We start from the raw sequence: 17,120 nt of genomic DNA on the forward strand, positions 1-17,120 counted from the left end.
GTTTCCGATTCGTAAGCTCCGCCTCGGGCAGAGGATCTTGGATTTGTTCTCGCTGAATTTATAGAGGGAGACCCTAACATCCGTTCAGCTTCGGTTCAAACTGAGCATTGCAGGGTGGCAGACTTAGGATGAACAGTCGTGCCGACAAAAATGTCGGGAAGACATCATTTGCAAAAGACCGGCAGATGGATGAGCCCAAGCAAAGGAAGTGTTTATCGACGTGAAACTCTGTCTAGAGCATCTCCGCCCGTCTTGCCGGATTGACGGATTACCCGGCCTGACCAAGCCTTTATTAAAGGCGCGCGTCATGGCCGCATTGATTTTCCCGCAGCCGCGGGCCTTTCCCTAGGCCCAGTTGCGCATATGTAAGTGCTGCATCATCCCAATGCGGCAGATTTCACTCTTGCTGGTAACAGATTCGAAAACATGTCCCCATCTATGACGCCATCCACAGCGCCACGCGATACAGAAACCCGCAATATCGATCACAACGATTCGATCCGGGCTACCTATCTGACAATCGATGAGTTGCAGGAGAAATCCAAGGCTCTCGCCACTTCGGTGATGAGCACGCTTCCGGGTTTCTTCGATTTCGATTTCTTCGCCCGGCATAAGGAAAACGAGCGGGAAATCCTGCGCGTCTATCGCACCACCGCCGCCGATGTCGAGGCGGGGGCGACGATTACGCCTGCTGCCGAATGGCTGCTGGACAATCACTACATTATCGAAGAAGCGATTCAGGAAGTCCGCCGCGACTTTCCCAAAAAATTCTATCGGCAATTGCCGACGGTCAAGGTCGGCGACCGGATCATTCCCCGCGTCATGGCGCTGGCCTGGCTCTATGTGGCTCATACCCATTCCACAGTGACGCGCGAAAGCATGACGGCGCTGGCGGAAGGCTATCAGTCCGAGCATTCGCTTGAAATCGGCGAATTGTGGGCCCTGCCCTCCATGGTGCGCTTTGTGCTGGTGGAAAACCTGCGGCGCATTTCGACCCGGGTGGAAAAATCCCGGCAGATGCGGCGCAAGGCCAATGAGGCCGCCGACGAAATCGTCCGGCTGAATGACGAGGCCGCCTGCCGCGAATATTTGAAGCAGCTGGAATCACTCGCCGACGACAATACGTTTGCGACGCAATTTCTCTATCGCCTGCGCAACGGTTCGCAGACATCCGCCGTTGCCGTCAGCTGGTTGGAGAAGCGGTTGGAGGCCAATGGCCGTACAACCGAAGAGGCTATGGCCGCCGAGCATAACCGGCTTTCGTCCGGCAATGTCAGCATGGGCAGCATCATCAAGGGCCTGCGCACCATTGACGATACCGAATGGTCGGTCTGGGTCGAAGAAGTCAGCCATGTCGACAAGATCCTGCGCAGCCACAGCGATTATGAAGCGCTGGATTTCGGCTCGCGCAACAGCTACCGCAACACGATTGAAAAGCTGGCGCGCCGTTCCGACAAGAGCGAGCTGGAAATAGCCCAGATCGCCATCGATCTGTCGAAGGCTGCCGCGTCGACCGGTGATCTCTCCGATGCGCCGTCCAATGTCGGCAGCGTTCTCGTGGGCGCACAGAAGGAAGCGCTGGAGCGTGCGGTCGGTTATCGCGTGCCTGCGCATATTGCCGTCACCCGCAGCTTCAAGCGGTTGCATTGGCTGGCCATCGCCCTGCCCGTCCTGGCGCTGACAGCATTGGCGTTGGCACTCGTTGCCTGGTACCTGTCTTACGCTGGTCTTTCGGTGCCGCTGATCACCATTCTCGTCGTGCTGTTTGCCCTGCCGGCATCCGAAGGCGCGACCGGCCTGTTCAACACGCTGTCCACCTTTGTTCTGAAGCCCGCCCGTCTGGTCGGCTATGAGTTCAAGGAGGGCATTCCAGACGATGCGCGTACGCTGGTTGCCGTTCCCTGCATGATCTCCAAGCGTGACCATGTCGATGAACTGGTGCGCAATCTGGAAGTCCATTACCTCACCAATCCGCGTGGCGAGGTGTATTTTTCGCTGCTCAGCGACTGGCCAGATGCCAAGGTCGAAGAGACCGAAGCCGATCTCGAAGTGCTGGAATATGCCAAGCGGGAAATCGCTGCGCTGAACGCCCGCTACAATGAAGACGGCAAGACCCGTTTCTATTTCCTGCATCGCCGCCGTCTGTTCAATCCCCAGGAAGATTGCTGGATGGGTTGGGAGCGCAAGCGGGGTAAGCTGCATGAGCTGAACCTTTTGCTACGTGGCGACAAGGATACATCCTACCTGCCCGGTGCCAATACGGTGCCGGATGGCGTGCAATATGTGATGACGCTGGACGCCGACACCCGGTTGATGCGCGATGCCGTGACCAAGATGGTCGGCAAGATGTATCATCCGATCAATCGCCCCGTGCACGACCCGGTAACCGGTCGTGTGGTCAGCGGCTATGGTATTCTCCAGCCGCGCGTCACCCCCTCGCTGACAACAGGCAAGGACGCCTCGGTATTCCAGCGGGTGTTTTCGATCAATCGCGGTCTCGATCCTTACGTCTTTACCGTGTCTGACGTCTATCAGGACATTACCGGCGAAGGCAGCTTCACCGGCAAGGGCCTTTACCATGTCGACGCTTTCGAGCGGGCCATCAAGGGCCAGATCGATGAGAATACCGTTCTTAGCCACGACCTGCTGGAAGGCTCGTTTGCCCGCTGCGCGCTGGTGACCGATGTCGAGCTGGTCGAGGATTTCCCGACCCGTTATGAAGTAGAAATTTCCCGCCAGCATCGCTGGGCGCGCGGCGACTGGCAGTTGCTGCCTTATATTCTCGATCCGAAGCGCGGTATTACCTCGCTTGGCCGCTGGAAAATGGTCGATAACTTGCGCCGGTCGCTGACCCCGATTGCCTGGTTCGCCGCGTCTGTCATCGGCTGGTTCGCCATGAGCCCGATCGACACGCTGATCTGGCAATTGCTGTTGATCTTCTCGCTGTTCGTTGCGCCAACAATCTCTCTGATCAACGCGCTTGTGCCACGTCAGACGGATATCGTGCCAAGCGCACACTTCCAGTCGCTCTGGGCCGATTTGCGCGGCGCCAATGCGCAAGTGGCACTTCGTATCGTCTTCATCGCTGATATGGCCTGCATGATGGCCGATGCCATCGTGCGCTCGATGTATCGCCTGCTGGTCAGCCGCAAGTTGCTGCTGGAATGGCGCACTGCCGCCAGCATCCAGTCGGTGGCCCAGGGCAGTATTCCGACCTATTACCGCACGATGCGCTATGCACCGACGCTGGCCCTCGTCGCCTTCGGCCTCTCGGCCTATGAAGCCGGTTACGGTGCGCTGATCGGCCTGCCCTTCACGCTGATGTGGGTGCTGTCGCCGCTGGTTGCCTGGTATGTCAGCCAGTCCGCCGAAACGGAAGACCGGTTGCTGGTGCCGGAAGAAACCGTTATCGAACTGCGCCGCATCGCGCGCCGCACCTGGCGCTATTACGAGACCTTCGCCAATGCAGGCGAACATTTCCTGCCGCCGGACAATTTCCAGGAAACGCCGGAGCCTGTGGTGGCACGCCGGACCTCGCCGACCAATATCGGCGTCTATCTTCTGTCGATTGTCTCTGCCCGTCATTTTGGCTGGCTCGGTTTCGAGCAGACCATCGAAAAGCTGGAACAGACCATCGGCACCGTCGAGAAGATGGACAAGTTCCGGGGTCATCTTTACAACTGGTATCATACCGACACGCTGAAATCGCTCGGCAACCGCTATATTTCTGCGGTCGATAGCGGCAATCTTGCTGGTCATCTGATTGCGATTTCGTCTGCCTGCCGCCATTGGGCCGAAGCCCCGTCTGCCCATCTCCAGGGCAGCCTGGACGGGATCGGCGATGTCGGCGGTATCCTGATGGAAGCGCTGAAGGAACTGCCTGACGACCGCAAGACCGTGCGCCCGTTGCGCACCCGTCTCTATGAGCGGATCATCGGTTTCAACAATGCGCTGGCCTCAGTCAAGCGCGAGCATGAATTCGCCTCGATCCGGGTCATCAACCTCGCGGTTCTGGCGCGCGACATCCAGAAGCTGGCGGCCAATCTTCACCACGAGCTGCGCTCTGACAAGAGCACGGACCTGTTGCGTTGGAGTGAGGCGCTGGTGGCGGTCTGCGAATCGCATATCGCCGATAGCGCCTTCGACCTGTCCAACATCGAGCCGCTGCGTCAGCGTCTGGCCAGCCTGCGTGATCGCAGCCGCGATCTCGCCTTCTCGATGGATTTCGCCTTCCTGTTCCGCAAGGAACGGCGTCTGCTTTCCATCGGTTATCGTGTTGAGACCATGGAACTGGACGAGGCCTGCTATGACCTTTTGGCCTCTGAAGCCCGTCTGACCTCGCTGTTTGCCATCGCCAAGGGCGACCTGCCCACCGAACATTGGTACAAGCTGGGCCGTCAGGTGGTGCCGATCGGCTCACGTGCGGCTCTGGTGTCCTGGTCCGGTTCGATGTTCGAATATCTGATGCCGCCGCTGGTCATGCAGGAACGGCAGGGGGGTATTCTGAACCAGACGAACAACCTGATCGTCAAGGAACAGATGAACCACGGCAAGCGTCTCAATATCCCCTGGGGTATTTCGGAAGCGGCCTTCAACGCCCGCGACCATGCGCTCGCCTATCAATATACCAATTTCGGCGTGCCCACTCTCGGCCTGAAACGGGGTCTCGGTCAGAACGCGGTCATCGCGCCCTATGCGTCGATTCTCGCCAGCCAGTACGATCCGAAGGCAGCGGCTGAAAACCTGAAAAAGCTCCGGGCGCTTGGCGCGCTTGGCGCCTATGGTTTCCATGACGCTGTCGATTTCACTCCGACCCGGGTGCCGAAGGGCAAGACCTGCGCAGTCGTCTACAATTATTATGCCCACCATCACGGCATGTCGATTGCGGCGATTGCCAACGTCACCTTCAATGGCTTGTTGCGTGAACTCTTCCACGCCGATCCGGTGATCGAAGCAGCCGAACTGCTGTTGCAGGAAAAGGCACCGCGCGAAATCCCTGTGATGAGCGCCAAATACGAGCCGCAGACCCCCGGCAAGGGCCAGGCCGACCTGCTGCGGCCGGAAATCCGCACCATTACCGATCCGCTGTCCAAGGACCGCGAACTGGTTCTGCTGTCGAACGGCCATTATTCAGTGATGCTGACGGCCACCGGCTCCGGCTTCTCGCGCTGGAACGGCCTGTCCGTTTCCCGCTGGAAGGCCGATCCGACCGAAGACCGCAACGGCACCTTCATCTTCCTGCGCGATACGGCGTCGGGCGAATGGTGGTCAACGACCGCTGCCCCGCGTCGGGCCGCCGAGGAAAAGACCCGTGTGGTGTTCAGCGACGACAAGGCTGAATTCACCAAGACGGTTGGCGATATCACCTCGACTGTCGAATGCGTGGTTGCCACCGAACATGACGCCGAAGGCCGTCGTGTCACCCTGCTCAACACCGGCACCGAGGACCGCTTCATCGAAGTGACCTCCTATATGGAGCCGGTCCTGTCGAGTGACGACAATGACAATGCCCATCCGGTGTTCTCGCGGATGTTCGTGAAAACCGAGCTTGGCCGTAAGGGCGACGTGATCCGCATCGAGCGTAACAAGCGTTCGCCGAGCGATCCGGATATCTGCGTGGCGCATCTGGTCTCCGATACGTCGGGACCGGGCCGCAATACCGAATTCGAGACCGACCGCTACAAGTTCATCGGCCGTGGCCGCACACTGGCCGAGGCTGCGGCCTTCGATCCGAATGCGGTTCTGTCTGGTTCGGACGGGTTTACGCTCGATCCAATCGCCTCCTTCCGCCGCGTGCTGCGCGTTCCTGCTGGCAAAAAGGTCAGCGTGGTCTACTGGACCATCGCCGCCCCGAGCCGTCAGGAAGTCGATGTGGCCATCGAGCGCTATCGTCATCCCGATGCGTTCAACCACGAAATGCTGCATGCCTGGACCCGTACCCAGGTCGAGATGCGCCATATCGGCATCACCTCGCAGCAGGCCGCCGCCTTCCAGCAGCTTGGTCGCTATCTGGTCTATCCCGACATGCATCTGCGGGCCGATCCGGAAACCGTGCGCGCTGGTCTCGCCCCGCAATCGGCGCTGTGGCCAAACTCGATCTCCGGCGACTACCCGATCTTCGCGGTGCGTATCAATGACGAGATGGACACCGAAGTGGTCCGCGAAGCTTTGAGCGCCCAGGATTACCTGCAACGTCATGGCGTCGTCACCGATGTGGTGATTCTCAACGAGCGGGCCGCATCCTATGCGCAGGACATGCAGCATGCCCTGGAACAGTTGGCTGAGGGCATGCGCACCAAGCAGGCCGAAGGCGGCCAGCAACATGTGTTTGCAGTACGCCGCGACCTGATGGACGACAGCGGCTGGAATGCCGTGCTCGCTGCCGCCCGCGTCGTGCTACATGCCCGCAATGGCAAGATCACCGATCAGGTGACCCATGCCGCCGAGCTGTTTGCAGCACCGCGCGGAGTGGATGCCATTGACGCCGACTGGTATCCGCCGGTGCCGGTCATGGCCGGACGGACCGATCTTGTTGCTCCTGCCATCGATGGTAGCGATCTGGAATTCTGGAATGGCTATGGCGGCTTTGCTGCCGATGGTGCCGAATATGTGGTGAGGCTTGGCCCCGGCCAATCGACGCCGCAGCCGTGGATCAACGTGATCTCCAACGATAATTTCGGCTTCCATATTGCCGCCGAAGGCTCAGGCTTCACCTGGAGCCGCAATTCGCGCGACTATCAGCTGACGCCATGGTCGAACGATGCCGTCACCAACCGCACGGGCGAGGCCTTCTATGTGGCCGATCTCGACAGCGGCGAAGTGGTCAGCCCGATTTCGGCAGCCAGCAACCGGCAGGATGTGGTGTATGAAACCCGTCATGGCCTTGGTTACTCGGTGTTCTCGACCGAAGCTGCTGGTCTTGCGGTCGAATTGACCGTCACGGTCGATCAGGTTGAGCCGGTTCGCTTTACCCGGCTTACAATCCGCAATACCGGCGACAGTGCTCGTCGCCTGCGCAGCTACGGTTATGTCGAATGGATTCTCGGCAACAATCCGCAGAAGACGGCTGCCTTTGTGCTGCCGTCCCATGATGCGGAAACCGGAGCGCTGCTGGCGACCAACCCCTATAGCATCGACTATTCGGGTCGCTTCGCCTTCCTGACCGCCGTGGAAACGGCAACGGGCTTTGCCTCCAGCCGCCGTGAATTCATCGGTCGGCATGGGGATATCAAGATGCCGCAGGCCGTGGCCAAGGGCTCGCCGCTGTCCGGCTCCATCGATCCGGAAGGCGATCCCTGCGCGGCGCTGGCCTTCGACATCACCTTGCAGCCGGGCGAAGAAGCATCCGTCACCTTCCTGCTGGGTGACGCCGAGAGCATCGAACAGGCCCGCAGCGTGATTGCTGCTGCCAAAGCCAAGGGCTTTGACGGGGCGCTGGCCGAAGCCAAGTCGTTCTGGGGTGATTTCACCGGCCATATCAAGGTGAAGACCGGCGACAAGGCCTTCGACCATATGGTCAATCACTGGCTGCCCTATCAGACGCTGGCCTGCCGCATCAAGGCGCGCGCCGGTTTCTATCAGGCATCGGGAGCCTATGGTTTCCGCGACCAGTTGCAGGACAGCCTTGCCTTCCTGCTCTACAGGCCGGAACTTGCTCGTGATCAGATCCTCAATGCCGCTTCACGGCAATTCAAAGAAGGCGACGTGCAGCATTGGTGGTTGCCGCAGAACGGTGCCGGCATTCGCAGCACGATTTCCGATGACGTGGTCTGGCTGGCCTATGCCGTCCATTCCTATGTCACGGCCACCGGCGACAAGGCTATCCTGGATACAGACGTCAGCTTCCTCGATGGTCCGACGCTGGCACTCGGTCGTCACGATGCCTTCTTCAAGCCGGAAATTTCCGCTGAAAAGGCACCGCTCTATGAACATGCGGCCCGGGCGCTCGATCTCGCCATCACCCGCACCGGCACCAACGGTCTGCCGCTGATCCTTGGCGGCGACTGGAACGATGGTATGAACCGGGTCGGCGTTGCCGGGCGCGGCGAAAGCGTCTGGCTCGGCTGGTTCCTTGCCAATGCCTTGACGGTGTTCACGCCCTTTGCCGAGGAGCGCAAGGATTCAAGCCGCGTCAAGGCTTGGGCGAAATACCTGAAGAGCCTGAAGGCTGCGCTGGAAAAAGCCGGTTGGGATGGCGATCACTATCGTCGTGGCTATTTCGACGATGGCGATCCGTTGGGCTCCGACCAGTCGGATGAATGCCGGATCGACGCCATCGCCCAGTCCTGGTCGGTTCTGTCTGGCTTTGCCGAGCCGGAGCGTCAGCAGCAGGCTATGAACTCGGTGGTCGGACGGCTGATCGATGACGAAGTGGGGATCGTTCGTCTCTTCACTCCGCCGTTCGAAAAGAGCCGTCTGGACCCAGGCTATATCAAGTCCTATCCGCCGGGCGTGCGCGAAAACGGCGGTCAATATACCCATGCGGCGATCTGGACGGGTCTAGCTCTGTCCAAGCTTGGACGCAACGACGAGGCCTGGAAAGTGTTCTCGATGCTGAACCCGGTTCATCATGCCGAGACAACCGATGAAGCCGATCGTTACCGGGTCGAGCCCTATGTCGTGGCTGCCGATGTCTATGGCGGCCCCGGCTATGAAGGGCGCGGCGGCTGGACCTGGTATACCGGCTCGGCTGGTTGGCTCTACCGCTTCGCACTGGAAGGCTTCCTCGGCATTCACCGTCAGGGTGAGGGCATCAGCCTGAAGCCCGCGCTGCCGTCCAGCCTCTCCTCCTATGAGGCAGAGGTCAGCATCGGCGGCAAGGCCGTGGCGATCACTGCAAGCCGCAAGGCTGATGGTTCTGGCTACGAAGTCACGGCCAACGGCGCAGCTGTCACTGAAAAGGACGGAGCTTTCGCCATCAGCCTGTAAGAGTTCTGCTATCTGAAACATGAAAACCGGCTGAGAGTGATCTCAGCCGGTTTTTTATGCAGTATTCAGATTTGAAGCTGGATTTTTCAGCTCTTCTTATCAGCCGGGTAGGGCGTCGCCAGCAGCAGCACCAGCCCAACGCCGAGAAAGATGACCAAACTCGCCATGCCCGCCCGTGATGAGCCAGTGGCGGTGGTGATCAGGGAAAATGACAGGGTTGCCATGAAGCTGGTGGCGCGGCCCGACAGCGCATAGATGCCGAAATAACGGCCTGCTTCCTCAGGAGCGATGCTGCGGGTGAGGTAGGAGCGGGACGAGGCCTGAACTGGGCCGAAGGCAAGGCCGATCATAATGCCGTAGAGAATATAGACTTTTTCCGCCGCCGTGCCGAACAGGCTGCCGGTACTATCAGGCGAAAGCGGTATCAGGCCGAAGGCGGTGAAGCCGGGGCCGGTGGAAATGATGCCGAAGGTGGCCGTTAAAAGCAGGATCAGGCTGATGATCACCATGGTTTTCGAGCCGAGCGCCGCATCCAACCGGCTGGCAAGGGCGCAACCGAAAATGGCGACGACATTGAGAATAATCCCGTAAATACCGATTTCCATCGTTGACCAGCCAAACATGCCGGCGGCAAACACCCCGCCGAGGATCAGCAGGCCGTTGACACCGTCCTGATAGATCATTCGGGCAATGAGAAACCTCAGGATACCCGCCCGGCGCCGCACCTCGCGTAGCGTGGCCTTGAGGTCGGCAAGCCCGGCTCTCACCGCCTTGCCAAACGGATCGCCCTTCTGCTGGTCGGGTGTGAAGAAGAACATTGGCAGGATGAACAGCAGATACCAGAGCGCCGAGACCGGCCCGGTCACACGGGCATCCTCGCCCGTCGTGGCGTCTAGACCAAACAGCGGCGTGCTGCCCAAAATGGTTTTGCCGCTTTCAGGGTTGGCGGCAACGAACAGCACGACGGCAATCAGCACAATCATCCCGCCGAGATAGCCGAGCCCCCAGGCCATGTTGGAAATCCGCCCAACATCTTTGGCACTCACCAGCCTCGGCATCATCGAATCGTTAAAGACGATAGAGAATTCGGCGGCGATTGAGGCAAGGCTGAACAGCACCAGCGGAAAGATCACCGGAGAGCCGGGAACGGCTTCCCACAGCAGCAGCAGACAGGTGATCTTGATGACAGCAAAAAAGGCGATCCAGGGCTTGCGCGAGCCGCTGCGGTCAGCAATGGCACCCAGGACCGGGGAGAGCAGGGCGATCACCACCGAGGCGACGGTGGCTGCATTGCTCCACGCAGCCTGTGCGCTGACGGGATCGCTGGTGAAGCGGGAGACGAAATAGGGACCGAAAATAAAGGTTGTGACCACGGTGAAGAAGGGCTGGGCGGCCCAGTCGAACAGCATCCAGCCCCATATGCCGGATCTGCTGGCCTGCCTTGTCTGTGCATCTGATTGCATTGTCGTACCTGTCGCCGCCGATGATCTCGGCGGCGACACTGGCATTATCTCATGACAGCTTCAATGGGCCTTCACGCAGCGCCTTGGGCGATGTCCGTCAGCAGGCTGGCGGCAACGGTCAAGCGTGACAGGCTCGGATCGCCTTCCGTGAGCGCGATCAACTCGCTGCCCAATCTGTTGATCCGCAGTGTATCCGCAGACCGCCAGGCCGCAACCGGATCGCGGCTGTCCCCGTGCTGGGTCAGGGCCTGGACGACGATATTGCGCCGCGCCTTCAGCACCAGATCCAGGCTGCGCAGCCGGGCCAGGCTGTCGTAATGGTCGCTGGTCGGGATTTTTTCGACCGACGACAGCAGCCTGCCGATCCGGAAGATTTCGCTGACCTTGTAATAGCCTTCGGTTGCCTTTTGCAGGCTGGCATCGGCCCGAAGTGCAACAGAAATAACTTCCGGGGTAACCGTCAGGCTCCACAATTCGGCGAGGTCCTCGGCTAGATCCTCCGGCACGCCCGCAGCGGTCATGGCGCTGGCCTCGGCACCAATTTGCGCCGAGAAATCGGCTGGCGTGACCGAGCGGCTGAAGCCCTTGAAGGATTTGATCGCGCTTTTCAACTTGCGCACTACATCCGACAGGTCACCGGTGGCCAATCGTGTATCAATGGCCAGTTTGGTGAAGACGCGGTAGACCGTGGCGACCCGCTGGTAGAGATCGTTCTGGGCTTCGCCGGAAATTTCCCCGTCCAGCGCGTCGATCCGGTCCCAATAGGCCCGCAGATCCAGCCCATCGCGGGTCAGAAGAGCAGCTCTGGCAATATCCTCCGCCGTACCGCCAGTCGCGTCGCTCATCCACGCCATGAAGCCGGGGCCGCCACGGTTGATGATATGGTTGGCAAGCACCGTCGCAATGATTTCACGATGCAGCCGATGGGTGGCAATGTCATCGGCGTAAGGTCGGCGCATTTTCTTCGGGAAGTAATTGCTGAGAATGCTGGCGCAATAGGGATCGTCCGGCAGGCTGGTTTCGACCAGATCATCAAACAGCGAGATCTTAGCGTAGGACAGAAGCACGCCGATTTCAGGGCGGGTGAGGGATTGACCACCGGCGTAGCGTTCCGCCAGCGCCGCATCATCCGGCAGGGTTTCCACCTTGCGGTTCAACCGGCCAGAAGCCTCCAATACGGTCATCAACCGCGACAGCTCATCACGATTACCGCTGCCCTGGCGTGCCACCAGCGAAATCGCCAGGGATTGGAGGTAGTTGTTGCGTAAGACCAGCTCGCCGACCTCCTCGGTCATCGAGGCCAGCAGTTTGTTGCGCGCCGGGAGATCGAGGCGACCGCTTGATACCGCCGTTGACAGGGCAATCTTGATATTGACCTCGACGTCGGAGGAGTTGACGCCTGCCGAATTGTCAATGGCGTCGGAATTGCACCGTCCGCCCTTCAGCGAAAAGGCGATGCGGCCCTTCTGGGTGACGCCGAGATTGGCACCTTCGCCGATCACCTTCGCGCCGACCTCATCCGCGGTAATGCGGATCGGGTCGTTGGCACGGTCGCCGACTTCTGCGTCAGTTTCCGACAGCGCCTTGATATAGGTGCCGATACCGCCGAACCACAACAGATCGACCGGCGCCTTCAGGATCGCGGTCATGATTTCAAACGGTGTCGCCACTTTCTTGGCAAGGCCGATTGCCTCGGCGGCTTGCGGGGTCAAGGTGACTGACTTTTCCGTCCGCGAAATGATCATCCCGCCCTTGGACAGCAATGTCTTATCGTAATCCTGCCAGCTGGAGCGGGCGAGGCCGAACATCCGCTTGCGTTCCTGGAAGGATTTTTCCATGTCCGGATCGGGATCGATGAAAATGTCACGGTGGTCGAAGGCACCGATCAACCTGATCTTGCGTGACAGCAACATGCCATTGCCGAACACGTCTCCCGACATGTCACCGACGCCTGCGACCGTGAAGGGTGTCTTTTGGATATCGACACCCATTTCGCGGAAATGCCGCTTGGCAGCTTCCCAGGCACCTCGGGCGGTGATGCCCATTTTCTTGTGGTCATAACCGGCAGAGCCGCCGGACGCGAAGGCATCGTCCAGCCAGAACCCGGCCTCGCGGGCCAGACCGTTGGCCGTATCGGAAAAGGTTGCTGTGCCTTTGTCGGCAGCGACGACGAAATAGGGGTCGTCTCCATCCAGCCGCACCGTATCGGCGGGGGCGACGACCGCACCGTCCTTGATATTATCGGTGATCGACAGCAGTGTGCGGATATAGGTCATATAGGCTTCACGGCTCATCCGAAGGTAGTCTTCACGGTTGGCGGGGCTTGGCAATTGCCGGGGGAAGAAGCCGCCCTTGGCGCCAACAGGCACGATCACCGCATTCTTGACCTGCTGCGCCTTGACCAGGCCAAGCACTTCGGTCCGATAATCCTGGGCGCGGTCCGACCAGCGCAAGCCGCCACGGGCAACCTTGCCGAAGCGCAGATGCACGCCCTCGACCTCAACCCCATAGACAAACATTTCCCGGAACGGGCGCGGTTGCGGTAGGCCGTCCAATTGTTGCGGATCGAATTTGAAAGCCAGCATCGGCTTGACAGTGCTGCCGCTGTTTTTCTGCGAAGAGGGGCTTTTCTGGAAATAATTGGTGCGAAGGGTCGAATCAACAGCGTTCTGGTAACGCCGCAGGATACGGTCCTCATCCAGGCTCGGTACGGAGGCGAGCGCCGTCTCAATACCGTCGCGCAGTTCCGCCAGTTTGCGCGGACGCGATTTTTCAGAAAGCTTCGGATCGAAAGACTGGTGGAACAGAGTGAAGAGATCGGCGGTGATCTCAGGATATTTGTTCAGTGTTTCGGCAATATAGGTGAGGGAATAGACCAAGCCCGCCTGGCGCAGATAGGCCGCATAGGCGCGCAGAACAGCCACTTCGCCGACATTCAGCCCAGTGCTCAACACCAGCCGGTTGAAGGCATCGTTGTCGACCACGCCGTTGAAGACGGCAAGGAACGTGGCCTCCACACGGGCGCCATGCCGGGCAATGTCGAAATCCTGGCCAGCGCGAACCGCCAGTTCCATGTCATGCAACACGACCAGCTGATCCCCGGTCTTGCCAGCGGCTTGGCCAGTACCTTTGACGGTAATGTCGAAGGTTCGCTCGCTGACGACGCTGAAGCCGAGATTTTCCAGCAGCGGCACGCGCCGCGACAGTGGCAGGTGATGACCGGCGTGGAACACCTTGAGATAAAGCGTCTGGCCTTCCGCCGTCTGGCGATTGTGGAAGGCGATGGAGGCTTTCGCACCGGACAGGCAGGTCTGGATATGGCTGAGATCGGCGACAGTCTCTTCCGGCGTAAAGGCATCCTCGAAGGCGCGGCTGACGACCAGTTGCGGCGATTTCGGCGGCGCAAGGCTTGCGAAGCGGTCATCCCATCGGGCGGTAATGGCCTTGACCGCTTCTTCCAGCTTGTTCTGGGCGATGCGCGGTGTCTTGCCTTCCGACCGGCCGATGATGAAATGCACCCGCGCCACGCCACCTTCCGGGAAAGCCGGATAATAAGCCGAGAGGCGGCCATCGTAGACCTTGGTGAAATAGGCGCCGATCTTTTCGCGCACCAGCGAATTATATTCCTCACGTGGCACGAAAACCAGCAGTGAGACGAAACGGTCGAAATGGTCGATGCGTTGCAGCACGCGCACCCTTGGCCGCTCACTCAGATCCATGATCTGCTCGCAGAAGCGCGAAAGCGTTTCGGTATCGATCTGGAACAGGTCATCGCGTGGATAGGATTCCAGCGTGTTCTGCAATATCCGTCCGGAATGGCTCAATGGGTCGAAATTGAACTGGTCGGTGACCTTCTCGACCTTGGCGCGCAGCAGAGGAATGTGATTGACGGAATGGGTATAGGCGGTGGCTGTAAACAGGCCGACGACCCGCAACTCACCGACAACCTTGCCTGCGGCATCGAAACGCTTGATGCCGATATAATCCATATAGGCGCGGCGATGCACCACGGATTTGACATTGGCCTTGGTGACGATCAGGTCATCCGGCCCTTGAAGAAAAGCCAGGATTTCCGGCGTGGTTGTCACGGCATTACGGCCCTGGCGCAGCACCAGAACATCGGGATTGGAGAGGATGCCCAGTCCACGGCCCTTGTCGCGTTCCAATGTCGCACCGGCGCCTTCGCCGGAATAGAGATATTCGCGCATGCCGAGGAATGTGAAATTATCGTCGCGCAGCCATTCCAGAAAGGCGATGGCTTCGGCCCGTTCCGTCTTGCGCTTGACATTGGACTGCTCAGTCAATTCGGCCATGACGCTGTCGAGCAGCGAGATCATCGGCTGCCAGTCACTGGCAACGGTGCCGACCTGGGCAACGACGGACTGGAGCCGCTCCGCAAGTCCCTTGGCTTGATCCTCGTTCAAGGGTGCCAGATGCAGTTGGATATAGCTGACCCGGTCGCTGGCTTCGGTCTGGGTGTCAGCGAGTGCCCAGCGACCCTCCGTCTGGACCAGAATTGGATGGATGGTGAGATGAATATCGCGAAACTGGCTCGTGACCTCGCCCATGACAGAATCGTAGAGAAACGGCTTGTTGCGATCGACGATGGACAGCACGCTGAGGCTTGCGCCATCGGCGGCGATGCCTTCGACGGGGGCAATGCGCACTTGTGCTGCCTTGCCTTGCCAGTCTTGCAGGTCCTGGCTGGCGCGAAGGGCCGCCGCTCGAAGCATTGCGGCGTCGTAATGCTGGAGATCGTCATCGCTGGCGCGTCCGAAAAGGGCGGCCGGATCGATGAGACCGGGCTGGTTTTCTCCGGCTGTGGATCTGGCAAGCTCAAAAAGCTGGTCCCGTTTTACCCGTTTTGCTGCAACCACGACTTTCCTCCAAGGCATTTTGCTGCGGTATCATCGTCACTGTGCACTACCAGTGATTTCAGAATCATATCTGTTAGGGCAAATGTGGGTTCCACAAGCCGATTTTTTGTTTTTTTCATTTTTCTGAAGACAAAATCCCAAAAAGCATCCGAATTTACGCCGCCAGCCATCAAAATTTGACAAAACTTCCTCAAAAGCGTCGAGTAGGATTACACGTTCACGAGGTTTCATCCATCCATGTCCGAAAGCCCCGCCGGTGCCGTCATCGCCATTTCCAGCCATGTCATTCGCGGATCGGTCGGCAATCGCGCCGCCGTCTTCGCGCTTGAAAGCCTTGGCTTCCCAGTCTGGTCGATGCCAACGGTGGTCTTGCCCTGGCATCCGGGCCACGGTCCCTCCACCCGCATGAGCTTTCCAGATGAGGTCTTCGATGCAGCCATCGATGACCTGATCCGGGCTCCCTGGTTATCCGAGGTCAAGGCTGTCATGACGGGCTATTTCGGCAGTGCTCGCCAGCCATTGGCTGTGGCCCGACTGGTTCAGGCGTTGAAGCAGCAAAATCCTGATCTCGTTTATCTCTGCGATCCTGTCATCGGCGATCTGCAAGGCCTCTACGTGCCGGAGGCGACGGCGATTGCGATCCGCGATCACCTGATCCCGCTGGCCGATATCGCGACGCCCAACCGCTATGAATTGGCCTGGATGGCCGGTGCCGGGCTGGAAACCAACGCTGCGATCATCGATGCGGCCCTGTCGCTCGGGCCGTCGCTGATGGCGGTTACCTCAGCGGTACCGATGATGGCGGGCAGTATCGGCAACCTGCTTCTGTCGAACCGCAATGCGCTGCTGGCCGAACACCGGGCGATGGACGGGGTGCCGAACGGGTTGGGCGATCTGTTTTCGGCACTGCTTCTTGCGAGGCTTCTTCAGAGCCATAGCGAGGAAAAGGCCCTGCAACTGGCGACAGCCAGCGTATACGAGGTCCTGGCACGATCACTGAAACGCCAGAGTGACGAACTGACCCTGGAACAGGACCAATCGAGCCTGATCACGCCGATGGCGCTGGTGCAGATTCGCAGGCTGCTGCATCCGGCCAGCAGGCCAGTTCGCCCATGACGTGTGAAGGCCGCGGATACTGGTGGTTTTCCTTGCTTGTCAACCGTGCTGCGCCGCGATAATCCAGAGCCATGACAGATTTTCCAGCTTCCCTTCTCGCCGGTTACAGCAACTTCATGAACGGCCGCTACAGCGACGAGCGGGACCGGTATCGTGCCTTGGCCGAGCAGGGCCAGAACCCCAAAACCATGGTCGTCGCCTGTTGCGATTCCCGATCGGCCCCAGAAACCATCTTCGACTGTGGTCCGGGTGAATTGTTCGTGGTGCGCAATGTCGCCAATATGGTGCCGCCCTATGAGCCGGATGGCCAATATCACTCAACCTCCGCGGCGCTCGAATTTGCCGTTCAGGCCTTGAAGGTCGAAAACATCATCGTCATGGGCCACGGGCGTTGCGGTGGTATCCGCGCTGCATTGGACCCGGATTCCGAGCCGCTGTCTCCTGGCGATTTCATCGGAAAATGGATGAACCTGATCAAGCCCGCCGCCGAGCAGATCCAGAATGCCTCAGTCATGACTGATGCTGAGCGCCAGACGGCGATGGAGCGGATCTCGATCCGCAACTCCATTGAAAACCTGCGCACTTTTCCCAATGTAAGGGTTTTGGAAGAGGAGGGCAAATTGGCCATCCATGGTGCCTGGTTCGATATCTCCAATGGAGAATTATGGGTAATGGACCCCGACAGCCGCGATTTCCGGCGGCTTGATCCGTAATTTCGGTCGGAAAAACGTCGCCC

5 protein-coding genes are annotated in these 17,120 nt (G+C 59.4%); 3 read left to right on the top strand and 2 right to left on the bottom strand.

The window, feature by feature from the left end; translation table 11 throughout:
- Positions 1–426 precede the first annotated feature (426 nt).
- Positions 427–8,928: a glycoside hydrolase family 94 protein gene (locus ASB66_RS17790; RefSeq protein WP_060718815.1), complete on the top strand. Its 8,502-nt coding sequence runs from the start codon at positions 427–429 to the stop codon at positions 8,926–8,928.
- Positions 8,929–9,014: 86 nt separating this feature from the next.
- Here ASB66_RS17790 and ASB66_RS17795 read toward each other — a convergent pair whose 3' ends face one another.
- Both ASB66_RS17795 and ASB66_RS17800 read right to left on the bottom strand, forming a co-directional pair.
- The gene (locus ASB66_RS17795; RefSeq protein ID WP_060718814.1) at positions 9,015–10,391 is read right to left on the bottom strand and encodes an MFS transporter; all 1,377 of its coding nucleotides are present in this window, start codon (positions 10,389–10,391) and stop codon (positions 9,015–9,017) included.
- A gap of 71 nt (positions 10,392–10,462) precedes the next feature.
- On the bottom strand, positions 10,463–15,268 hold the full coding sequence (locus tag ASB66_RS17800) for an NAD-glutamate dehydrogenase (protein ID WP_114386811.1): 4,806 nt from the start codon (positions 15,266–15,268) through the stop codon (positions 10,463–10,465).
- Positions 15,269–15,505: 237 nt separating this feature from the next.
- Here ASB66_RS17800 and pdxY point away from each other — a divergent pair, with 237 nt between their 5' ends.
- Together pdxY and ASB66_RS17810 are read left to right on the top strand one after the other, a co-directional pair.
- Entirely contained in the window at positions 15,506–16,384 is an 879-nt protein-coding gene (pdxY, locus tag ASB66_RS17805) for a pyridoxal kinase PdxY (protein ID WP_060718812.1), read from the top strand.
- 71 nt (positions 16,385–16,455) lie between these two features.
- Positions 16,456–17,097 (top strand): carbonic anhydrase, encoded by a 642-nt coding sequence (locus tag ASB66_RS17810; protein WP_060718811.1) that lies wholly within the window; start codon positions 16,456–16,458, stop codon positions 17,095–17,097.
- Positions 17,098–17,120 lie beyond the last annotated feature (23 nt).

Source organism: Gillisella vitis, from assembly GCF_001541345.2.
GTDB lineage: Bacteria > Pseudomonadota > Alphaproteobacteria > Rhizobiales > Rhizobiaceae > Allorhizobium > Allorhizobium vitis.